This is a genomic window from Pseudomonas sp. H1_A03, assembly GCF_054685145.1.
On the sequence record NZ_CP162829.1, the window covers coordinates 1288108 to 1310489 of the forward strand.

At 56.4% G+C, this 22382-nt stretch carries 20 protein-coding genes; 7 read left to right on the forward strand and 13 right to left on the reverse strand.

The window, feature by feature from the left end; translation table 11 throughout:
* Nucleotides 1-44 precede the first annotated feature (44 nt).
* The 7 genes from atpE to mnmG form a co-directional block, all read right to left on the reverse strand.
* A complete protein-coding gene (gene atpE / locus AB4O35_RS06020) occupies nt 45-302 on the reverse strand; it encodes a F0F1 ATP synthase subunit C (protein WP_002555987.1) in 258 nt (85 codons plus the stop codon).
* A gap of 133 nt (nt 303-435) precedes the next feature.
* A complete protein-coding gene (gene atpB / locus AB4O35_RS06025; protein WP_049710820.1) occupies nt 436-1305 on the reverse strand; it encodes a F0F1 ATP synthase subunit A in 870 nt (289 codons plus the stop codon).
* A gap of 16 nt (nt 1306-1321) precedes the next feature.
* Nucleotides 1322-1729, reverse strand: a complete 408-nt coding sequence (locus AB4O35_RS06030) for a F0F1 ATP synthase subunit I (protein ID WP_003177069.1) — start codon at nt 1727-1729, stop codon at nt 1322-1324.
* A 148-nt stretch (nt 1730-1877) separates the two neighbouring features.
* Nucleotides 1878-2750, reverse strand: coding sequence for a ParB/RepB/Spo0J family partition protein (locus tag AB4O35_RS06035; protein ID WP_065875572.1), 873 nt, complete (start codon nt 2748-2750; stop codon nt 1878-1880).
* A gap of 9 nt (nt 2751-2759) precedes the next feature.
* Complete coding sequence (locus AB4O35_RS06040) at nt 2760-3557, reverse strand: ParA family protein (RefSeq protein WP_065880333.1); 798 nt, start codon at nt 3555-3557, stop codon at nt 2760-2762.
* Between the two features lie 18 nt (nt 3558-3575).
* Complete coding sequence (gene rsmG, locus AB4O35_RS06045) at nt 3576-4220, reverse strand: 16S rRNA (guanine(527)-N(7))-methyltransferase RsmG (protein ID WP_065880334.1); 645 nt, start codon at nt 4218-4220, stop codon at nt 3576-3578.
* Nucleotides 4217-6109: a tRNA uridine-5-carboxymethylaminomethyl(34) synthesis enzyme MnmG gene (mnmG, locus tag AB4O35_RS06050; protein ID WP_065880387.1), complete on the reverse strand. Its 1893-nt coding sequence runs from the start codon at nt 6107-6109 to the stop codon at nt 4217-4219. Before mnmG ends, rsmG begins: the two co-directional genes overlap by 4 nt.
* Before the next feature lie 563 nt (nt 6110-6672).
* Between mnmG and AB4O35_RS06055 the strand changes: the two genes are divergently transcribed.
* From AB4O35_RS06055 to AB4O35_RS06065, 3 genes are all read left to right on the forward strand, one after another.
* Nucleotides 6673-7179 (forward strand): sigma-70 family RNA polymerase sigma factor, encoded by a 507-nt coding sequence (locus AB4O35_RS06055; protein ID WP_065875574.1) that lies wholly within the window; start codon nt 6673-6675, stop codon nt 7177-7179.
* On the forward strand, nt 7179-8123 hold the full coding sequence (locus tag AB4O35_RS06060; protein ID WP_065910160.1) for a FecR domain-containing protein: 945 nt from the start codon (nt 7179-7181) through the stop codon (nt 8121-8123). Before AB4O35_RS06055 ends, AB4O35_RS06060 begins: the two co-directional genes overlap by 1 nt.
* Before the next feature lie 90 nt (nt 8124-8213).
* Nucleotides 8214-10652, forward strand: coding sequence for a TonB-dependent siderophore receptor (locus tag AB4O35_RS06065; RefSeq protein WP_065946087.1), 2439 nt, complete (start codon nt 8214-8216; stop codon nt 10650-10652).
* Nucleotides 10653-10669: 17 nt separating this feature from the next.
* Here AB4O35_RS06065 and mnmE read toward each other — a convergent pair whose 3' ends face one another.
* The 5 genes from mnmE to rpmH form a co-directional block, all read right to left on the reverse strand.
* Nucleotides 10670-12040, reverse strand: coding sequence for a tRNA uridine-5-carboxymethylaminomethyl(34) synthesis GTPase MnmE (gene mnmE / locus AB4O35_RS06070; protein ID WP_065946088.1), 1371 nt, complete (start codon nt 12038-12040; stop codon nt 10670-10672).
* A gap of 79 nt (nt 12041-12119) precedes the next feature.
* On the reverse strand, nt 12120-13823 hold the full coding sequence (yidC, locus tag AB4O35_RS06075) for a membrane protein insertase YidC (protein WP_065875578.1): 1704 nt from the start codon (nt 13821-13823) through the stop codon (nt 12120-12122).
* A gap of 2 nt (nt 13824-13825) precedes the next feature.
* The gene (gene yidD, locus AB4O35_RS06080) at nt 13826-14071 is read right to left on the reverse strand and encodes a membrane protein insertion efficiency factor YidD (RefSeq protein WP_083207160.1); all 246 of its coding nucleotides are present in this window, start codon (nt 14069-14071) and stop codon (nt 13826-13828) included.
* Nucleotides 14064-14471 carry a ribonuclease P protein component gene (gene rnpA / locus AB4O35_RS06085; protein WP_020302575.1) on the reverse strand — a complete coding sequence of 136 codons (408 nt, stop codon included), beginning with the start codon at nt 14469-14471 and terminating at the stop codon, nt 14064-14066. Before rnpA ends, yidD begins: the two co-directional genes overlap by 8 nt.
* A 13-nt stretch (nt 14472-14484) precedes the next feature.
* Nucleotides 14485-14619, reverse strand: a complete 135-nt coding sequence (rpmH, locus tag AB4O35_RS06090; RefSeq protein WP_003213577.1) for a 50S ribosomal protein L34 — start codon at nt 14617-14619, stop codon at nt 14485-14487.
* Between the two features lie 585 nt (nt 14620-15204).
* On the opposite strand from rpmH, the gene dnaA reads away from it, so the two are divergent.
* Genes dnaA through gyrB form a run of 4 tightly spaced genes read left to right on the forward strand, consistent with a single transcriptional unit; the run spans nt 15205 to nt 21404 of the window.
* A complete protein-coding gene (gene dnaA / locus AB4O35_RS06095; RefSeq protein ID WP_065875579.1) occupies nt 15205-16716 on the forward strand; it encodes a chromosomal replication initiator protein DnaA in 1512 nt (503 codons plus the stop codon).
* Between the two features lie 38 nt (nt 16717-16754).
* Nucleotides 16755-17858: a DNA polymerase III subunit beta gene (dnaN, locus tag AB4O35_RS06100; protein ID WP_065875580.1), complete on the forward strand. Its 1104-nt coding sequence runs from the start codon at nt 16755-16757 to the stop codon at nt 17856-17858.
* A 20-nt stretch (nt 17859-17878) separates the two neighbouring features.
* Entirely contained in the window at nt 17879-18982 is a 1104-nt protein-coding gene (gene recF, locus AB4O35_RS06105) for a DNA replication/repair protein RecF (RefSeq protein ID WP_012721452.1), read from the forward strand.
* Nucleotides 18983-18986: 4 nt separating this feature from the next.
* Nucleotides 18987-21404, forward strand: a complete 2418-nt coding sequence (gene gyrB, locus AB4O35_RS06110) for a DNA topoisomerase (ATP-hydrolyzing) subunit B (protein ID WP_065875581.1) — start codon at nt 18987-18989, stop codon at nt 21402-21404.
* Nucleotides 21405-21509: 105 nt separating this feature from the next.
* Here the strand turns inward: gyrB and AB4O35_RS06115 are convergent, their stop codons facing one another.
* The gene (locus AB4O35_RS06115) at nt 21510-22232 is read right to left on the reverse strand and encodes a response regulator transcription factor (protein WP_049710807.1); all 723 of its coding nucleotides are present in this window, start codon (nt 22230-22232) and stop codon (nt 21510-21512) included.
* Nucleotides 22233-22382: the final 150 nt, after the last annotated feature.

Genomic DNA, 22382 nt, shown 5'->3' on the forward strand with positions numbered 1-22382 from the left:
GCTCATTCGTTGCACAACACACCAATCACTCGAAAAACGAGTGATTAACCGGCGAGTTGACCAACGAAAGGGTTCGCGAAGGTGAAGAACAGAGCGATACCAACACCGATCATGGTCACGGCGTCGAGCAGGCCGGCGACGATGAACATTTTAACTTGCAGCATTGGAACCATTTCTGGCTGACGCGCGGCGCCTTCCAGGAATTTGCCGCCCAGCAGGCCGAAACCAATGGCAGTACCCAGGGCGCCCAGGCCGATCAACAGTGCAACAGCGATAGCGGTTAGACCAACTACAGTTTCCATCTTTCCTCCCGACTTTTACGTCGTATGGTTTAGGTTTTTTAGATTTTAAAGCGGTAAAACAAATCGTTTCATAGCCCTGGTGGGCCACCTTCCCGTTTCACCGGGAAGGACATCAGACTAGTCGAGACTGGCCTTAATGGTTCTCTTCGTGCGCCATCGACAGGTAGACGATGGTCAGCATCATGAAGATGAAGGCCTGCAGGGTGATGATCAGGATGTGGAACACAGCCCACGCCCACTGCAGAACGATGCCCAGGCCGCTAAGCCAGAGCAGGCCGCTGCCGAACATCACAGCGATCAGAATGAACACCAACTCGCCGGCATACATGTTGCCGAACAGTCGCAGAGCCAGGGAAATCGGCTTGGCGATCAGGGTCACGAATTCCAGCAGGAAGTTCACCGGGATCAGCAGGGCTTGAACAAAGATGTTCTTGCTGCCGAACGGGTGCAGGGTCAGTTCGCCGATGAAGCCGCCGATGCCCTTGATCTTGATGCTGTAGAAAATGATCAGCGCGAACACCGACAAGGCCATGCCCAGGGTAGCGTTCGGGTCAGTGGTCGATACCGCGCGGAATGGAATGTGCGGGTCGCCGGAGATCAGGATGGCCAGCTGAGGAATCCAGTCAACCGGGATCAGGTCGACGGCGTTCATCAGGAACACCCAGACGAAGATGGTCAGTGCCAGCGGTGCAATCACCGGGCTACGGCCATGGAAGCTGTCTTTCACGCTGCCATCGACGAATTCGACCAATACTTCAACGAAGTTCTGCAAAGCACCTGGCTGACCGGAAGTTGCCTTCTTGGCCGCCATGCGGAAAATCAGAACGAAGATCAGACCCAATGCGACCGACCAGCCCAGAGTATCCAGGTGGAAAGCCCAGAAACCCATTTCTTTGGCTTCTGCTGCGGAGTGGGCAAAGCCCCAGCCGCCATTAGGAAGCTGACCGAAGGTCAGGTTCTGCAAGTGGTGCTGGATATAGCCCGAAGCGGTTGTTTCTGCCATGGTTGCCTCAAACGCCCTAAGGTTTCGAAAGTCTTGTTTTCATTAGCAGGGGAGCGAACCAGCTGACCAGTTGGGTCAACACGAAGACGCCGAATACAGCCAGCGGCGCCAATGGCTTCACACCTGCAAAGGTCAGTGCAAACAGCACTGCCGTCAAAATCAGTTTCCCCGCCTCGCCGGCATAAAAAGACCGGACGATAGCCTGGGCTGCTCGGGCGCCGGAAAACCGAAAGGCCCTGTGAGCAAAATACATATTGGGCAGCAAGGCTATCAGGCCTCCGCAGAGTCCTGAATATCCGGCTACGACTCCATGCCCGTACCAAAGCGCCAAAGCGGCGATCAGTAAAATCACAAATTGAGCCAATAAAACCGGAAAAACGGCCAAGCGATGGAACGGCAACGTGTTTGGCGTGCGGGTTTCCATCACTTTTGCTCCTCAATGGTCGGCTGCCGGAAATCAATAACTTGGCATAATTTGTGCCGACAAAATGCGCGCAGAGTATAGGGGCGGTTCAGCCCCTATTCAACTGCCGGGTAGTGATTTCCGATCGCGCGCTACATGAGCAAATGTTTCAGCGGATGTGAGCAAGAACACCCTGAAGCTCATCCAGCGAGTTATACCCGATAACCAGTTGCCCTTTGCCCTTCTTGCCGTGACGAATTTGCACCGAAGAGCCCAGCCGCTCGGCCAGACGCTGCTCAAGACGCGCGATATCCGGATCAGGTTTGGCCGTTTCAACCGGTGCGGGTTTGCCGCTGAGCCACTGGCGAACTAGGGCCTCGGTCTGACGAACGGTGAGACCCCGTGCGACAACGTGTCGCGCCCCTTCAACCTGTTGATTTTCCGGCAAACCGAGCAAGGCACGGGCGTGGCCCATTTCCAGGTCGCCATGGGACAACATGGTCTTGATGACTTCCGGCAATGCGATCAGGCGCAGCAAGTTGGACACGGTCACGCGGGACTTGCCCACCGCGTCCGCGACTTGTTGCTGGGTCAACTGGAATTCCTGCTGCAGACGCTGCAAGGCAATCGCTTCTTCGATCGGGTTGAGGTCTTCACGCTGGATGTTCTCGATCAACGCCATGGCGATGGCGGTTTCATCCGGCACATCGCGCACCATCGCCGGGATGGTTTCCTTGCCAGCCTGCTGGCTCGCGCGCCAGCGGCGTTCACCGGCGATGATTTCATAACGGCCGTCACCAATCGGGCGTACCACGATTGGCTGCATCACGCCCTGGGCCTTGATCGAATTGGCTAACTCCTCCAGCGCCTGGGGGTCCATGTCCCGGCGTGGCTGGTATTTGCCGCGCTGGATCAGGTCCAGGGGCAGGTGTTGCAGCTCGCGCTCGTCGGCCTGCACCGCTTGTTCTTCAAGCGATGTGACGGTCGGACCACTCAGCAGTGCATCCAGTCCACGTCCGAGACCTCGTTTCTTGACGGCCATGGGGATTCCTTAAGTTGGCTGGGCTGCAGCGGTGCGTGAGTTGCGGCGTTGGCGACGAACCATCTCGCCGGCCAGTGCCAGGTAAGCAATGGCACCGCGCGACGTTTTGTCATAGGCCAACGCGGGCATGCCATAGCTTGGCGCTTCGGCCAGGCGGATGTTGCGTGGAATCACGGTGTCGTACAACTGCTCGCCGAAGTGTTCCTTGAGCTGCGCCGACACATCGTTCATCAGGCTCAGGCGCGGATCGTACATCGTGCGCAGTAAGCCTTCGATCTGCAGGTTCGGGTTGAGCAACTCGGCGATTCGCTTGATGTTATCCACAAGGTCGCTCAAACCTTCCAGTGCGAAGTATTCGCACTGCATGGGGATAATCACCCCATCGGCGGCCACCAACGCGTTGAGCGTGAGCATCGATAGCGACGGTGGGCAGTCGATCAAAATGTAGTCGTAGTTCTCGCGGATCGGCGCCAAGGCGCTGCGCAGACGGCTTTCTTTCATCTGCATTTCGAGCAGCACCACTTCCGCCGCGGTCAAATCGCGGTTGGCCGGCAGCAGTTGATAACCGCCGTGCTCGGAGTAGTGCATGGCCTGGCCCAGGTCGCACTCGCCAATCAGCACGTCGTACACCGAGTTTTCCAGGCCGTGTTTATCCACACCGCTACCCATGGTGGCGTTGCCCTGTGGATCGAGATCGATCAACAGCACCCGACGCTTGGTGGCGACCAGGGATGCTGCGAGGTTGATGCAGGTGGTGGTTTTACCCACGCCACCTTTCTGGTTCGCTATTGCGAATACCTTAGCCATTCTTGCTTGTGTTCCCAATCATGCCGTGCGGCGCAGTATCAGCAGATGGCGTTGGCCTTGGCAACCGGGTACGGCCAAGGCGTGTTCGCTATCGAGGTGGAAGTCTGCCGGCAATGCTAACAGCTCGTCGCTTGGATGAACGCCCTTCATTGCCAGCCAGCGCGTGTCACGGTCGCCAAGGTGGCGAGTCCAGTTGCTGAAGTTCTCCATGCTGCTGAACGCCCGGGAAACAATTCCGTTGAAGGGCTGTTCAGGCGTGAAGTCTTCGACGCGGCTGTGGATAACCTGCAGGTTGTCCAGTTTGAGTTCAAGTTTGACCTGGGTCAGGAAGCGGGTTTTCTTGCCGTTGCTGTCAAGGCAGGTCACTTGCGACTCGGGAAACAGGATGGCCAGCGGGATGCCAGGCATGCCACCGCCACTGCCCACGTCCAACCAGCGACCGTTTTCGATGAATGGCATTACGCTCAAGCTATCGAGCAAGTGACGCGAAACCATTTCATCAGGGTCACGCACAGCAGTCAGGTTGTAAGCCTTGTTCCATTTGATCAACAGGGCCAGGTAGCCCAACAGCAATTCGTGCTGGGCCGGGGTCAGGTCAACGCCCAGCTGGAGCGCCCCAGTGGATAACTCTTCGGCGTGTTGCGAGGTAACAGACGAACTCAAGCGCTTTGCTCCAACTGACGGCCCGCGCCGCGTTTTTTCAAATGAATCATCAACAGCGAAATGGCTGCCGGGGTGACACCGGGAATACGTGACGCCTGCCCCAAGGTTTCTGGCCGAGTTATCCCCAGCTTGCTTTGAATTTCTTTCGACAGCCCGGAAATCCCGGTGTAGTCGATATCCACAGGCAGCTTGGTGTTTTCACTGGCACGCAGCCGAGCGATCTCGTCCTGCTGGCGGTCAATGTAACCGGCGTATTTGGTCTTGATTTCGACCTGCTCGGCAACCTGTGGGTCTTCTGCGCCGTGGCCGGTCACTTCGACCAAGCCAGCGTAGTCGATTTCCGGACGGGACAGCAGGTTCAGCAAGTTGTATTCGTGGGTCAGCGGCGTGCCGAATTTTTCGGCGATCGCGTCGCCCTGCTCGGTGCCCGGGCGAACCCAAGTGCTTTTCAGGCGCTGCTCTTCCAACGCAATGCTTTCGCGTTTTTTGCAGAAAGCTTCCCAGCGTGCGTCATCGACTAGGCCCAGCTCGCGGCCTTTTTCGGTCAGACGCAGGTCGGCGTTGTCTTCGCGCAGGATCAATCGGTATTCCGCCCGGGAAGTGAACATCCGGTACGGTTCCTGGGTACCCAGGGTAATCAGGTCGTCGACCAATACGCCGATATACGCTTCATCGCGGCGCGGGCACCAGCTGTCTTTGCCCTGCGCGCGCAATGCCGCGTTGGTCCCGGCCAGCAAACCTTGGGCGCCGGCTTCTTCGTAACCGGTGGTGCCGTTGATTTGCCCGGCGAAAAACAAACCGCCAATGACTTTGGTTTCCAGGCTGTACTTCAGGTCACGCGGGTCGAAGTAGTCGTACTCGATGGCGTAGCCCGGACGCACGATGTGCGCGTTTTCCATACCGCGAATCGATTGCACGATCTGGATCTGTACGTCGAACGGCAGTGAGGTGGAAATCCCGTTCGGGTACAGCTCGTGGGTGGTCAAGCCTTCGGGCTCGATGAAGACCTGGTGGCTTTCCTTGTCGGCAAAGCGGTGGATCTTGTCTTCAATCGACGGGCAATAACGTGGGCCGATGCCTTCGATCACCCCGGAATACATCGGCGAACGGTCGAGGTTCGCCGCGATGATTTCGTGGGTGCGTGCATTGGTGTGGGTGATCCAGCAGCTGACCTGTTTGGGGTGCTGTTCTTTGGAGCCCATGAACGACATGACCGGGATCGGTGTATCGCCGGCTTGTTCGGTCATCACCGAGAAATCCACAGAACGCCCGTCGATACGCGGCGGGGTCCCGGTTTTCAAACGGCCGACGCGCAGCGGCAATTCACGCAGTCGTTTAGCCAGGGCGATCGAGGGGGGGTCACCCGCACGGCCGCCGGAATAGTTCTGCATACCGATGTGGATAAGTCCGCCGAGGAACGTACCGGTGGTCAACACCACGGATTCTGCGTGAAAACGCAGGCCCATCTGCGTGACAACACCGCGTACCTGGTCTTGCTCGACGATCAGGTCATCCGCTGCCTGCTGAAATATCCACAGGTTCGGCTGGTTTTCCAGGGTTTCGCGTACCGCCGCCTTGTACAGGATGCGGTCGGCTTGAGCCCGGGTAGCCCGTACGGCCGGGCCTTTGCGGCTGTTGAGCACGCGAAATTGAATACCACCTTTGTCAGTCGCCATGGCCATCACGCCGCCAAGGGCGTCGATTTCCTTGACCAGATGGCTTTTGCCGATCCCACCGATGGCGGGGTTGCAGCTCATGGCACCGAGGGTTTCCACGTTATGCGTCAACAACAGGGTTTTGACACCCATGCGTGCTGACGCCAGTGCTGCCTCGGTACCGGCATGACCGCCGCCGATGACGATCACTTCAAAACGGGAAGGGAAATCCACCACGCACCTCGTGCCTGCTTATGTAGGTAATCAGGAATTGTCTGTTGAAAGAGATTGGAGCAATGCCGGCAAGTATAGGGACTTAGCCCTTGCTAAAGAACCCTTTGCACAAAATTTAACCAGCTGTGGATGAATCACAGACAATAGAAATTAAAAGAGAGAAATTTATTAAATCTTTGTTTTTATGTTTATTTCTACTGATCACCTTTTCTGTGGATAGATCTCTACAAGCCCCTATTTACTATGTGTACAGAGATTCAAAAGTCTGTGGTCATGTGCCAATGAGGCCCTTGGATAAGTGGTTTAAGCCTGTGGATTAAACAGGTGGTTATCCACAGGCAGGTTTTTACTCAGGTTTCAGGCCCTGTTATCAACTGGGCACAAGGGCGGTTATTCACAGGGTTTAATCCACAGAAATTGGTTCAACCGTGTGTATTTCGCCCACACGCAGGCCAACCAAATCCTCACATTCGTTGGTAAGCGCAGAAAGTAGAGATCTATTGTGGGAACACCGTAGGGCAGTTAATAATAGCGATTATCATTAACCTAGTTCGTCATGCCCTATGTCCCCTTCTTCACACACGGTTGCAGTCCAGCATATCTATGAGCAGCACCATTCCTGGTTGCACGGGTGGCTCAAAGGGAAGTTGCATAACGCCTGCGATGCCGCCGATGTGGCGCACGATACGTTCGTGCGGATACTAGGCGGACGGCATGCGGCGCAGATCGTTGAACCGCGGGACTATCTGGCGACCATCGCCAAGGGCCTGGTGATTGATCGTTATCGCCGGCACGCCATCGAACAGGCCTACAGACAAACACTGGCTGAACGGCCTGAAGGCACCGCCATCAGTGAAGAAGACAAGGCCATCATCATTGAGACCCTGGTGGCTGTGGATAAAGCCCTGTCCGGACTCGGCGAGCGGGCGCGGCGGATTTTCATGATGTCGCAGATCGAAGGGCTGACTTATCAACAGATCGCCAATCAACTGCAGGTGTCACTGACCACAGTGAAGAAGCATATGATTCGGGCATTGACTGAGTGTTCGCTGATCATGGCCAGCCTGTAATGGCGATTCCCGATCGCAAGACCTTCGAGTCCGCAGCCAGTTGGTATGTGCAATTTCAATCCCAACCGGCTACACCCGCAGAACGCCAGGCCTGGCAGCAATGGCTCAACGATGATCCGGCCCATCAGGCGGCATGGAACCAGATGGAGCAATTACAGCGCAGTCTTGGCGCTCTGCCCCAGGATTTAACCCGCCGTGCATTGTCGACCACGCAGCAACGTCGCCAGGTACTGAAGTGGATGCTGGTGTTGGGCGGTACCGGGTACTTGGGCTGGAATGTTCAGCAACACACGTCTCTGGGCAATGTATTGGCCGACTACCGGACTTCCGTGGGTGAACGCCGGCGTATCGAATTGGCCGATGGCACGCGGCTTGATCTCAACACCGGCACGGCGATTGATGTGGTGTTCGACGGGCGTCAGCGTTTGATCCGCCTGCGCGAAGGTGAAGTACTTATCCACACGGGAAAATTGAGCGGGCACACGCCCTTTTATGTCGAAACCCGCCAAGGGCGAGTCCAGGCATTGGGTACCCGATTTACCGTGCGCCAACTGTCGGACACCACACGTGTCGGCGTTCTGGAGGATCGCGTGAGCGTGTCGCCAGGTGACCAGCCCAACCATGTCCGCGTGCTCGGAGCAGGTGAAAGCGCTGACTTTGATCGCCAAAACGTCGGGCCGAACATTGTGTATCGCGGTTCCCAGGCGGCCTGGGTCGATGGCCAGTTGATCGTATTGGATGCTCGACTCGGGGATGTACTCGACGAGCTCGCGCGTTATCGGCCGGGCGTATTGCAATGCGACGTGGCTTCGGCACGTCTGCGCGTTTCCGGTACGTTGCGCCTGGATTCAACGGATGCGGTACTGGCCAATCTGCAAGCGACCTTGCCGATCAAAGTGAAGTATTTCACTCGCTATTGGGTTTCGGTGAAGCGAATCAGCTGACTGGAAAAATTATCCATAAGGGGGTTATCTTTTTTTGCCTGGTGCGGCCCTACAGGTAATCACGACGCAACCTTCAGGGCTAACCCACCTATGCGCCTCCCTACCAAGTTTCGCCAGCGGCTTTCCTACCACGGTTTGACCGGCAGCCTACTGCTCAGTACTGCAGCCACGGCCGCTGTTTTGCTATCAACCAGCGCCATGGCCGCCAGCACGGTGCAACACTACGCCATTGCTGCAGGCCCGCTGGATAATGCCTTGAGCCAATTTGCTGCCAGGGCGAATGTGATTCTGTCTTTTTCGCCCCAGCAAACCACGCGTTTGAACACGCCAGGGTTGGAAGGTGACTATTCGGTGGATCAAGGCTTTGCGCTACTGCTGCAAAACTCGGGATTGCAGGCGGTCGTCCAGGCGCCCGGCAGTTATGTCCTGCAGGCCATGCCTGCTGGCGAACTCACACTGGCGCCCACCACGGTAAGCACTTATCAACAGGCTGGTTTCAATCAGGAGATCGCCGGTGACGTGGGCTACAAGGCGCAAAACAGTCGCATCGGCACCAAGACCAGCACGCCTTTGTCAGAAACACCACGTTCGGTTTCGGTTGTCACCGGCCAACGCATCAAGGACCAGAAGTCGCAAACGCTGACTGAAGTATTGGGCTATGTGCCTGGCATCTTCGCCCCCCCTTTTGCGGCCGGCGATGGCTTGGCCGGTGACCTGTTCTTCATCCGCGGTTTCAACGCCACGGATTACGGCTACGGCCTACTGCGAGACGGCCTACGCGTACAAGGCAATCGGTACGACACCACGAGCGAGCCTTACGGTCTAGAGCGAGTCGAAGTATTCCGCGGCCCTTCTTCCCTGCTCTACGGTGAAAACGCACCAGGTGGGTTGGTGAACCTGGTCAGCAAACACCCGACCGCCACACCGCAAGGTGAGTTGCAACTGGGTTCCGGCTCAAACAACCGACGCCAAGTGGGTGTGGATATCTCCGGCCCGCTCAATGACAGCGACAACATTCTTGGGCGAGTGGTGATGCTTGGCCGCAAGTCCGATACACAGACCGATCACGTCCCAGACGATCGACTCTACATTGCGCCTTCCCTGACCCTGAATTTTGACGACTACAACACCCTCACCCTGTTGGCCAATTACCAGAAGGACCACACCAACCTCGAACTTGGCCTACCAGCCGCAGGTACCTTGCTTACAAACCCCAATGGCAAGCTGTCCAAGCACACCATGCTCGGTAACCCGGATTGGAACACCTTTGAACGCGAATCCTGGAGCACCGGCTACGAATTCAGCCACAGCTTCAACGACGATTGGCAGTTCCGCCAGAACTCGCGCTATATGCAGTCGCGCATTAACCGTCATGAAACCTGGCCTGGCGCGTTGAATAACCGTGGCTTTGGCACTCAGCTGAACATGACTGCCTACGACCGCTACAACAAGTCGATGGTCTACTCCCTGGATAACCAACTGGAAGGCAAATTCCAGGTCGGCGGGCTGGAAAATACCGTGCTGTTCGGCGCGAGCTATGACCGTACCTCGTTCAACCAGGATTGGGACGCAGGCTCTGCCGGCACCATCAATGTGTATAACCCTGTGTACTTGCGAGATCCTTTGACGCCGGTGGCTGTGCAAAACACCTTGCTCGAACAACAGATGAAAGGGGTTTATGCACAGATCCAGAGCAAGTATGACCACTGGTTGTTCTTGCTTGGCGGTCGCCAGGATTGGGTCGACAGCGATTATCGCGACAAGGTGAACAAGGCCAGCAACACAGGCTCCGAAGACCGCAAGTTCACCTACCAGGGTGGGGTGATGTACCAGTTCGACAATGGGCTTACGCCCTATGTCAGCTACTCCACTGCGTTCGTCCCGGTGCAGCAGATTTCCAACGCGGGTTCACCGTTGAAACCGATCACCAGCAGCCAATACGAAGTGGGCGTGAAATACGAGCCGATCGGATGGGATACGGCGATGACGGTTTCGGTGTATGACTTGCGCAAGCAGGACGACACTTACCTCGATGCCACCACCAACAGCTATCGTCAAGTCGGCGAAAGCCGGGCCAAGGGCGTGGAAGTTGAAGTGAACAGCGCCATCACGCCTAACCTGAATGTGACTGCTGCCTACACCTACACTGACGCGCGGATTACCAAGGATTCGGCCACCTCTCTGGTTGAGGGGCACCAGATGACCGGCGTGCCGCGTAACCAAGCGTCGATTTGGGGCAAGTATCGATTCCTCGACAGTCAACTCAAAGGTCTGTCCCTGGGGGGTGGTGTGCGCTACTTCGACAGTACGTTTTCCTACACGGCACCCAGCCTTTACGGAAAACTGGATGCCGGCAGCGTGACGCTGGTAGACGCTGCAGTTGGCTATCAAATCGACAAAAACTGGTCAGTCGATTTAAACGCCAAGAACCTGTTCGACAAGGAATATGTATCTGGTTGCAACGATGCAGGGCGTTGCTATTGGGGTGACAGCCGTACCTTGCTCGGTACGGTGTCTTACAACTGGTAAGGTTGTGGATAACTCGGTTATTTACCAATGCAGAAGCTGGAGAAGATCCGGCCCAACAAATCATCGGAGCTGAATGCGCCGGTGATTTCCCCCAGCAGCTGCTGCGCCTGACGTAAATCCTCAGCCAGCAGCTCCCCTGCGCCCGCCAAGGTTAATTGTGCCCTACCGTGCTCCAAGGCTGCGCTCGCGTGGCGCAACGCCTCCAGGTGCCTGCGGCGCGCACTGAAGCTGCTTTCCGAGGTCTGCTCGTAGCCCATGCAGGCCTTGAGGTGATCACGCAGCAATTCCAAGCCATCACCTGCTGACTTTGCGCTGAGGCTGATAGTGACATGGCCATCCGCGCTGGTTTCCATCGCGATGGCTTCACCCGTCAAATCGGCTTTGTTGCGAATCAACGTGACCTTGGCCGGGTCTGGACGTTGCTCGAGGAATTCCGGCCATAGGGCGAAAGGATCCACAGCCTCGGGCGCCGTCGCATCCACCACCAGCAACACCCGATCCGCTTCGCTGATGGCCTTAAGGGCGCGTTCCACGCCGATCTTTTCAACCTGGTCATCGGTATCGCGCAAACCCGCAGTGTCAACCACGTGCAGTGGCATGCCGTCGATGTGGATATGTTCGCGCAGGATATCCCGGGTCGTGCCGGCGATCTCAGTGACGATGGCTGCTTCACGTCCCGCCAGTGCGTTGAGCAGACTGGATTTGCCCGCATTGGGCCGCCCAGCGATCACTACCGTCATTCCATCACGCAACAAGGCGCCCTGCCCGGCTTCGCGCAGCACTGTGGATAACTCGTCGCGCACCTTGTCCAGCATCGCCAATACGTGGCCATCGGCAAGAAAGTCAATTTCTTCCTCGGGAAAATCAATCGCCGCCTCGACGTAGATACGCAGGCTGATCAATTGTTCGGTCAAGTTATGCACACGCAAGGAGAACGCCCCCTGCAGCGAGCGCAACGCATTGCGCGCCGCTTGTGCAGAACTGGCTTCGATCAAGTCAGCGATCGCTTCGGCCTGAGCCAGGTCGAGCTTGTCGTTCAAAAACGCGCGTTCGCTGAATTCTCCTGGGCGGGCCAAGCGGCAGCCCAATTGCAGGCAGCGCTGCAACAACATATCCAGCACAACGGGGCCGCCATGGCCCTGCAATTCGAGGATGTCTTCGCCGGTGAAGGAATTTGGGCCCGGGAAATAAATTGCCAGGCCTTCGTCCAATACGCTTTCGTCAGCGTCCAGGAACGGGCCGTAATGCGCATAGCGCGGTTTCAACTCACGACCACTGATGGCCTTCGCTGCCAAGCCCGCGAGCGGCCCGGAAATTCGAACGATACCGACACCGCCGCGACCTTGAGCGGTAGCGACAGCAGCGATGGTTTCACGACGAGCGCTCATCAGCAGGTTCCAGAACAAAAGTGACGGAAAGCAAAACGCCCCACTAGGGGGCGTCTTGAGTGGTTATCCACAGAGTAAATTACGCCTCGGCTTTTTTGGTAGCCGCTTCGATTTTACGTGTGATGTACCACTGTTGAGAGATCGACAACACGTTGTTGACCACCCAATACAGCACCAGACCAGCTGGGAACCACAGGAAGAAGAAGGTGAAGATGATTGGCATCATTTTCATTACCTTGGCCTGCATCGGGTCCGGCGGAGTCGGGTTCAGACGCTGCTGGATAAACATGGTTGCGCCCATGATGATCGGCAGGATAAAGAACGGGTCTTTGATCGACAGGTCAGTTATCCACAGCATGAACGGTGCCTGGCGCATTTCCACGCTTTCCAGGAGTACCCAGTACAGCGACAGGAATACCGGCATCTGTACCAGAATCGGCAAGCATCCACCCAGCGGGTTGATCTTCTCTTTCTTGTACAGCTCCATCATGGCCTGCGACATTTTCTGCCGGTCATCGCCATGTTGCTCTTTCAGTGCCGCCAGTTTCGGCGCCACGGCACGCATGCGCGCCATCGACTTGTAGCTGGCTGCCGACAGAGGGAAGAAGATCCCTTTGATCAGCATGGTCAGGAAGATAATCGACCAGCCCCAGTTACCGACAATGCTGTGGATATGTTGCAGCAGCCAGAAAATCGGCTGGGCAATGAACCACAGGAAGCCGTAATCCACAGTCAGTTCGAGACCTGGGGACAACTCTTTCAGTACAGCCTGGCTTTTCGGACCGGCGTACAGGGTGGCGCTGGTTTCTGCCTTGGCACCTGGAGCAACGGTCAATGCCGGGCCAGTGTAGCCAATGATGTAATTGCCTTTGGTGTCCTTGCGAGCCGCAACCACATTGTTCTGGCCAGGCTGAGGAATCCACGCGGTCACAAAGTAGTGTTGCAACCAGGCAACCCAGCCGCCGTTCACGTTATAGGTGATCGGTGCCTTTTGTTTGTCTTCGTTGACCTTGTCGATATCTTTCATCGACACTTTTTTGTAAGGCTCCGAACTTGTCCACAGGGCTGCGCCCAGGTACGTCGCGGTGCCAGTGGCGGTGCTGGACGACGGATCGGAGCTGGCATCACGCTTGAGCTGCGCAAACATCGCGCCGGTCCAAGGCTGAGCGCTCTGGTTGTCGATCAAGTAGGTGACAACAACGTCGTACAGGCCACGTTTGAGGGTGAACCGCTTGATGTAGTTGACGCCGTCCTTGCTGAACTTCAAGTCAACAACCAATTGGTCCTGGCCGTCGGCCAGTTGGTAACTCTTCTTCTCCGAAGAGAAAACCGGACGACCGGTAGCGCTTGCATCGGGACCGTTGGTGCCGATCAGGCCACTTTGAGCCAGGTAAACACGCTCGCCACCGTTATCGAACAGCTGGAATGGAATTTCCGGATGATCCTGACGGCGCGGATACAGCGGAAGCGTCAGCTTGGCAACATCGCCACCTTGCGGGTCGATAGCCAGGTCCAATACATCCGTCTTGATCTGGATGAGGTCCGTGCTGGCGGCAACTGGAACTTCGGCAGGTGCGTTTGTCTCGCCCGGTGCACGTGGAATGTCGTCACTGGCGGCAGTTTTGGTGCCACTCACTGTGTCGGGAAGCCCCGCAGGAACAGCATTGGCAGCAACATTCTGAGTCGGCAGGGCAGCTTGGCCGTAGTCCTGGTTCCACTTAAGAACCATGACGTAGGACACGATTGCCAGGGCGACGATCAGGATCGTGCGTTTAATATCCATGATTACTCGGCCATCGAAGAAGAACGGGAGGTAGGGATAGATGGAACCGGGTCATAACCACCGGGATTCCACGGATGACAGCGACCTAAACGACGAAAGGTCAGCCAGCCACCGCGCAGAAGACCATGATTTTCTATGGCCTCTAACGCGTAGCAGGAACAACTGGGGTAGAAACGACAGTGGCTGGCCATCAGAGGACTAATGGCATAGCGATAAAACTGGATCGGAACGATTGCCAGTTTACGCATCAAGGCTGTCTACCCCTACAGTTTCGGTGCTGACTGCTGGTGCTGGCTTGTGGGTACGCGCCAAACGTTTCCAGAGCTTGCCGAAATGCTGAATCAATTCGGGGTTTTCTACGTCCCCCAAGCCTTTGCGCGCGACGATAACAATATCCCAACCAACCAGAGTGTCCTGGTGGAGGCGAAACGATTCGCGCATCAGACGCTTGAGGCGATTGCGCTCAACGGAGAGCTTTACGCTCTTCTTGCCGATCACCAACCCGAGACGGGGGTGATCAAGATCGTTGTTACGCGCAAGGAGCAGGAGATTTTTCCCCGGAACCTTGCCGGTGGGGGAGTCAAAGACTGCCTTAAAATGCCGGGGGGTCAGCAAACGCTTTTCCCGACTGAAGTCCTGACTCACCACCAGTACCGGATTATCAAACTGCCAGACGCGCACGACCTTTAGCGCGACGACGCGACAGGACAGCACGGCCGTTCTTGGTAGCCATGCGAGCACGGAAGCCGTGAGTGCGGGCGCGTTTGATGGTGCTTGGTTGGAAAGTACGTTTCATGGCGTTGTTACCTGGTTCGTCCACAACGGGCCGGAATGGCCCCCGTTTTAAGAGACCGGCGATTCTAGAGAAAGCAAGCCTCTAGGTCAATTTCCAACCAGCTTTTCCTTCAATTAGATCTCTAGGCTCCATTTGGCCTTTTCTGTCTGCTTGGCCTTCACGGGCAGTGGCATAGATATAAAAATAAAAAAGGAAGTTATTTAAAGCTTTTCTGTAAAGCTTATAAAAGCTAGGCAGGCCATCCTCTGTGGATAAGTGCCTTTAGGCCATATTCCACGTGATGTACAGAGAATGACAACACGGGGGAGAAACGGTGCTCTGCCTGTGCTGCGCTGTCGGATAAGCTGTGTGTGGAATGGTCTGTTATCCACAGGCCAGTTACCCACAGACTTTCGCCCCCACTTGTACAACGACCTTAGGAGCGCTTATCCACAGAGCTTATGCACAGACCATTGGTCGACTTCTTTACCGTTAAGACGTTGATTTTGGCTGGCCTCTGATCAACCTACATGTGGATAAGTGGGCGGCTCGCCGCTACAATGGCGGCTGTTTTTGCCTCACCGGCTTTCAACTTAGGGGATATCCGTGTCAGTGGAACTTTGGCAGCAGTGCGTGGAGCTTTTGCGCGATGAGCTGCCTGCCCAGCAATTCAACACCTGGATCCGTCCGCTACAGGTCGAAGCCGAAGGCGACGAGTTGCGTGTCTACGCGCCCAATCGTTTTGTCCTCGACTGGGTCAACGAGAAGTACCTGAGCCGCGTTCTCGAATTGCTCGACGAACATGGCAACGGCCTCGCGCCCGTGCTTTCCTTATTAATAGGCAGCAAACGCAGCTCCGCACCTCGTGCTGCGCCGAATGCGCCGTTGGCCGCTGCTGCGTCGCACGCTCAAGCCGCTGCTGCACCGGCCCCCAGTGCACCTGCGCCGACAGCCTCCAAGTCCTCTGCGCAAAAGAATGCAGCACAGCATGAAGAGCCGTCCCGTGACAGTTTTGACCCGATGGCCGGGGCCGCCTCCCAGCAAGCACCGGTTCGCGCTGAACAGCGCACCGTGCAGGTAGAAGGCGCGCTCAAGCACACGAGTTACCTGAACCGCACGTTTACCTTCGAGAACTTCGTTGAGGGTAAATCCAACCAGCTGGCTCGTGCAGCTGCTTGGCAGGTAGCCGATAACCCCAAGCACGGCTACAACCCACTCTTCCTTTATGGCGGCGTTGGCTTGGGTAAGACTCACTTGATGCACGCTGTGGGTAACCACCTATTAAAGAAGAACCCGAATGCCAAGGTCGTGTACCTGCACTCGGAGCGCTTCGTGGCTGACATGGTCAAGGCCTTGCAGCTCAATGCCATCAACGAATTCAAGCGGTTCTACCGGTCGGTTGACGCCTTGCTGATCGATGACATTCAGTTCTTCGCCCGCAAGGAACGTTCCCAGGAAGAGTTTTTCCACACCTTCAACGCCCTGCTCGAAGGCGGCCAACAGGTCATCTTGACCAGTGACCGTTATCCGAAAGAAATCGAAGGCCTGGAAGAACGTCTGAAATCGCGCTTTGGCTGGGGCTTGACCGTAGCTGTAGAGCCGCCGGAACTGGAAACCCGTGTCGCGATCCTGATGAAAAAGGCCGACCAGGCCAAGGTCGACTTGCCGCACGACGCGGCGTTCTTCATCGCCCAACGCATTCGTTCCAACGTTCGTGAGCTGGAAGGCGCGCTCAAGCGGGTTATCGCGCACTCGCACTTCATGGGCCGCGACATCACCATCGAGCTGATTCGTGAATCCCTCAAAGACTTGTTGGCACTGCAGGACAAACTGGTGAGTGTGGATAACATCCAGCGCACTGTGGCCGAGTACTACAAGATCAAGATTTCCGACCTGCTGTCCAAGCGCCGTTCGCGTTCGGTAGCACGTCCCCGTCAGGTGGCCATGGCGCTCTCCAAGGAGCTGACCAACCACAGCCTGCCGGAAATCGGTGATGTGTTTGGCGGGCGTGACCACACGACAGTCTTGCACGCATGCCGCAAGATCAATGAACTTAAGGAATCCGACGCGGATATTCGCGAGGACTACAAGAACCTGCTGCGTACACTGACAACTTGATGACACCAGCGCAGCTTATTAAGGCAAGGGACTAGACCATGCATTTCACCATTCAACGCGAAGCCCTGTTGAAACCCCTGCAACTGGTCGCAGGCGTCGTCGAGCGCCGACAGACCTTGCCGGTGCTTTCCAACGTATTGTTGGTCGTCGAAGGCCAGCAGTTGTCCCTGACCGGTACCGATCTGGAAGTGGAGCTGGTCGGTCGTGTGCAGCTGGAAGAGCCTGCCGAACCTGGCGAGATCACTGTGCCTGCGCGCAAGCTGATGGATATCTGCAAAAGCCTGCCAAATGACGCGTTGATCGACATCAAGGTTGATGAAGCCAAGTTGGTGGTCAAGGCGGGTCGCAGCCGTTTTACCCTGTCCACTTTGCCAGCCAATGATTTCCCAACGGTTGAAGAAGGCCCAGGTTCGCTGACCTGCAGCCTGGAGCAGAGCAAACTGCGTCGCTTGATCGAGCGCACCAGTTTCGCCATGGCGCAGCAGGACGTGCGTTACTACCTCAACGGCATGCTGCTGGAAGTGTCGGAAGGCATCATCCGTGCCGTGGCTACCGACGGTCACCGCCTGGCGATGTGCTCGATGCGCGCCGATATCGGTCAGCCAGACCGTCACCAGGTGATCGTGCCGCGTAAAGGTATTCTCGAGCTGGCGCGCCTGCTCACCGAGCCGGAAGGTAATGTCAGCATTGTGCTGGGCCAGCACCATATTCGCGCCACCACCGGCGAGTTCACCTTCACTTCCAAACTGGTCGATGGCAAATTCCCGGATTACGAGCGCGTGCTGCCTAAAGGTGGCGACAAGCTGGTGATCGGTGACCGTCAGGCCCTGCGTGAAGCTTTCAGCCGCACCGCGATTCTTTCCAACGAAAAGTACCGTGGTATTCGTCTGCAGTTGGCCAACGGTCAGCTGAAAATCCAGGCCAACAACCCTGAGCAGGAAGAAGCGGAAGAAGAAGTGGGCGTCGACTACAACGGCGGTTCGCTGGAAATCGGCTTTAACGTGAGTTACCTGCTGGACGTGCTGGGTGTGATGACCACTGAACAGGTTCGCCTGATCTTGTCGGACTCTAACAGCAGCGCTCTGGTGCAGGAATCCGATAACGACGACTCGGCTTATGTTGTCATGCCGATGCGCCTGTAATCATGCTCAGCAGAAGCTAGATGTCCCTCAGTCGCGTCTCGGTCACCGCGGTGCGCAATCTGCACCCGGTGACCTTCTCCCCTTCTCCCCGCATCAATATCCTCCACGGCGCTAATGGCAGTGGCAAAACCAGCGTGCTGGAAGCCATCCACTTGCTGGGGCTTGCCCGTTCATTTCGCAGTGCCCGCCTGCTACCGGTTATCCAGTATGAACAATTGGCGTGCACGGTGTTTGGCCAGGTCGAACTGGCTGAGGGTGGGCACAGCAGTCTTGGAATATCCCGTGACCGCGGCGGAGAGTTCCAGATTCGCATTGATGGGCAAAATGCTCGCAGTGCTGCGCAGTTGGCGGAAATCCTGCCACTGCAACTGATCAACCCTGACAGCTTTCGTCTGTTGGAAGGCGCGCCGAAAATCCGTAGGCAATTCCTCGATTGGGGAGTGTTCCACGTGGAACCGCGTTTCATGGCCACTTGGCAGCGCCTGCAGAAGGCCCTGCGGCAGCGGAACTCATGGCTGCGGCATGGTACACTTGACGCCGCTTCGCAAGCGGCCTGGGACCGGGAACTGTGCCTGGCCAGCGACGAAATAGATGAATACCGCCGTGCCTATATCAAAGCCTTGAAACCAGTCTTTGAGCAGACCTTGAGTGAGTTGTTGGACCTCGAGGGCCTGACGCTGAGTTACTACCGTGGTTGGGACAAAGAGCGTGAGCTGAGTGCTGTGCTCGCGACGTCCTTACAGCGGGATCAGCAAATTGGCCATACCCAGGCCGGACCCCAACGGGCTGATTTGCGTCTTAGATTAGGCGCTCACAATGCTGCGGACATTTTGTCCCGTGGTCAGCAAAAGTTGGTGGTGTGTGCGCTGCGGATCGCCCAAGGCCATTTGGTTAGCCAGGCCCGGCGCGGTCAGTGTATTTATCTGGTGGATGACTTGCCGTCCGAACTAGACGAGCAACATCGCCGCGCGTTATGCCGTTTGTTGGAAGAATTACGCTGCCAGGTGTTTATCACCTGTGTAGACCACGAATTATTGAGGGAAGGCTGGCAGACGGAAACGCCAGTCGCTTTGTTCCACGTGGAACAAGGCCGTATCACCCAGACCCACGACCATCGGGAGTGAAGGCATGAGCGAAGAAAACACGTACGACTCGACCAGCATTAAAGTGCTGAAAGGTTTGGATGCCGTACGCAAACGTCCCGGTATGTACATTGGCGACACTGATGACGGTAGCGGTCTGCACCACATGGTGTTCGAGGTGGTCGACAACTCCATCGACGAAGCTCTGGCCGGTCACTGCGACGACATCAGCATCATCATCCACCCGGATGAATCTATTACCGTGCGCGACAACGGTCGCGGTATTCCGGTAGACGTGCACAAAGAAGAAGGCGTTTCGGCGGCAGAGGTCATCATGACTGTGCTCCACGCCGGCGGTAAGTTTGACGATAACTCCTATAAAGTCTCCGGTGGTTTGCACGGCGTAGGTGTGTCAGTCGTGAACGCGCTGTCCGAAGAGCTGATCCTGACTGTTCGCCGTAGCGGCAAGATCTGGGAACAGACCTACGTGCACGGTGTTCCACAAGAACCGATGAAAATTGTCGGTGACAGCGAAACTACCGGTACGCAGATTCACTTCAAACCGTCTGCCGAAACCTTCAAGAATATCCACTTCAGCTGGGACATCCTGGCCAAGCGTATTCGCGAGTTGTCCTTCCTTAACTCCGGTGTGGGTATCGTCCTCAAGGACGAGCGCAGCGGCAAGGAAGAGCTGTTCAAATACGAAGGCGGTCTGCGTGCGTTCGTTGAATACCTGAACACCAACAAGACTGCGGTCAACCAGGTGTTCCACTTCAACATCCAGCGTGAAGACGGCATCGGCGTGGAAATCGCCCTGCAGTGGAACGACAGCTTCAACGAGAACCTGTTGTGCTTCACCAACAACATTCCACAGCGCGACGGTGGTACTCACTTGGTGGGTTTCCGTTCCGCACTGACGCGTAACCTCAATACCTATATCGAAGCCGAAGGTTTGGCCAAGAAGCATAAAGTCGCCACGACCGGTGACGATGCTCGCGAAGGCCTGACGGCGATCATTTCGGTGAAAGTGCCGGACCCTAAGTTCAGTTCCCAGACTAAAGACAAGCTGGTGTCTTCCGAAGTGAAGACCGCAGTGGAACAGGAGATGGGTAAATATTTCTCCGACTTCCTGCTGGAAAACCCGAACGAAGCCAAGCTGGTTGTCGGCAAGATGATCGATGCTGCACGCGCCCGTGAAGCTGCGCGTAAGGCCCGTGAGATGACCCGTCGTAAAGGTGCGCTGGATATCGCCGGCCTGCCGGGCAAACTGGCTGACTGCCAGGAGAAAGACCCTGCCCTCTCCGAACTGTACCTGGTGGAAGGTGACTCTGCTGGCGGCTCCGCCAAGCAGGGTCGTAACCGTCGCACCCAGGCCATCCTGCCGTTGAAAGGCAAGATCCTCAACGTCGAGAAGGCTCGCTTTGACAAGATGATTTCCTCTCAGGAAGTCGGGACCTTGATCACGGCGTTGGGCTGCGGTATTGGCCGTGATGAGTACAACATCGACAAGCTGCGCTATCACAACATCATCATCATGACCGATGCTGACGTCGACGGTTCGCACATCCGTACCTTGCTGCTGACCTTCTTCTTCCGTCAGTTGCCGGAGCTGATCGAGCGTGGCTATATCTACATCGCCCAGCCGCCGTTGTACAAAGTGAAAAAGGGCAAGCAAGAGCAATACATCAAAGACGACGACGCCATGGAAGAGTACATGACGCAGTCGGCTCTGGAAGATGCCAGCTTGCACTTGAACGACGAAGCCCCGGGCATCTCCGGTGAGGCGTTGGAGCGTCTGGTTAACGACTTCCGCATGGTGATGAAAACCCTCAAGCGTTTGTCGCGCCTGTACCCTCAGGAACTGACCGAGCACTTCATCTACCTGCCAGCCGTGAGCCTGGAACAGTTGGGCGATCATGCGCATATGCAGGATTGGCTGGCCCAGTACGAAGTGCGCCTGCGCACTGTCGAGAAGTCTGGCCTGGTGTACAAAGCCAGCCTGCGTGAAGACCGTGAACGTAACGTGTGGCTGCCAGAGGTTGAACTGATCTCCCATGGCCTTTCCAACTACGTCACCTTCAACCGCGACTTCTTCGGCAGCAATGACTACAAGACAGTGGTTACCCTGGGCGCGCAGTTGAGCACCCTGCTGGATGACGGCGCTTACATTCAGCGTGGCGAACGCAAGAAGCAGGTCAGGGAATTCAAGGAAGCCCTTGACTGGCTGATGGCTGAAAGCACCAAGCGCCACACCATCCAGCGATACAAAGGTTTGGGCGAGATGAACCCCGACCAGCTGTGGGAAACCACCATGGACCCCGCTCAGCGCCGCATGCTGCGTGTGACCATCGAAGACGCCATTGGCGCAGACCAGATCTTCAACACCCTGATGGGTGATGCGGTCGAACCTCGCCGTGACTTCATCGAGAGCAATGCGTTGGCGGTTTCTAACCTGGACTTCTGATACAGATAATCGCAAACACAAAAAAGGCCAACGCTTAGCGTTGGCCTTTTTTATTGAGTGCAGATGGGTGACTTTCCAAATGCTCCACGTGGAACATCATCATTTTCAGTCTTGAGATGCCGCTGCCACACTCTCCAACCGATACCCGTACCCGTAGATCGTCAGCAACTGCCAACCGCGGTCTGCGGTCAACCCCAGCTTGTTGCGCAGCCGATAGATATGCGTATCGAGCGGCCGCGACGAGACCATTTCTTCATGGGTCCAGAACCGCTCGTAGAGATACTCTCGGGACAGTGGCCGCGCCAGGTTGGCAAACAAGCAGCTAGCCAGACGATACTCACGTTCGGTGAGGTTGATCGGTTTACCTGCGCGCGTCACTGTCAGTTCAGCATCGTCAAAGGTCAGGTCATTAAAACTCTGTACTTCGTGAGTTGCTGACTTCTGCAGGCCGTGGCGACGTAGAACCGCGGTGACTCGTGCTTTCAACTCATTAGGACGAAAGGGTTTGCTGACGTAATCATCGGCGCCGCTGTTCAGCGCAGTGACGATATCGCTCTCGGCATCACGGCTGGTGAGCATGATTACCGCGGGTGGCGACTCCATGTGTTCACGGGTCCAGCGCAGCAGCGCGATACCGGTGATGTCCGGCAGTTGCCAGTCGAGTATCAACAGGTCGAAGGTTTCGCGACGCAGTTGGCGTAGCAGGTCTTCACCGCGTTCGAAGCAATGCAGGGTCCAGGGCTGTTCGGCGGTGCTGGGGATTTGTCGCAGTGTCTGTTCCACCCGTCGCAATTCCGCGGGCTCGTCATCCAGTATTGCGACACGCATGAGTGGGTCCTTTCTTGAAGAGTACAGCAGCCGTCGGCCGGTTTATTTACAGGCACATACAGCGCAGATGCCGGTCTTTGAATCTGAATAATTGTGCTCAGATTCGTCGACCCCTTGGATCTCTCTATACGATGACATCAATGAGCTATT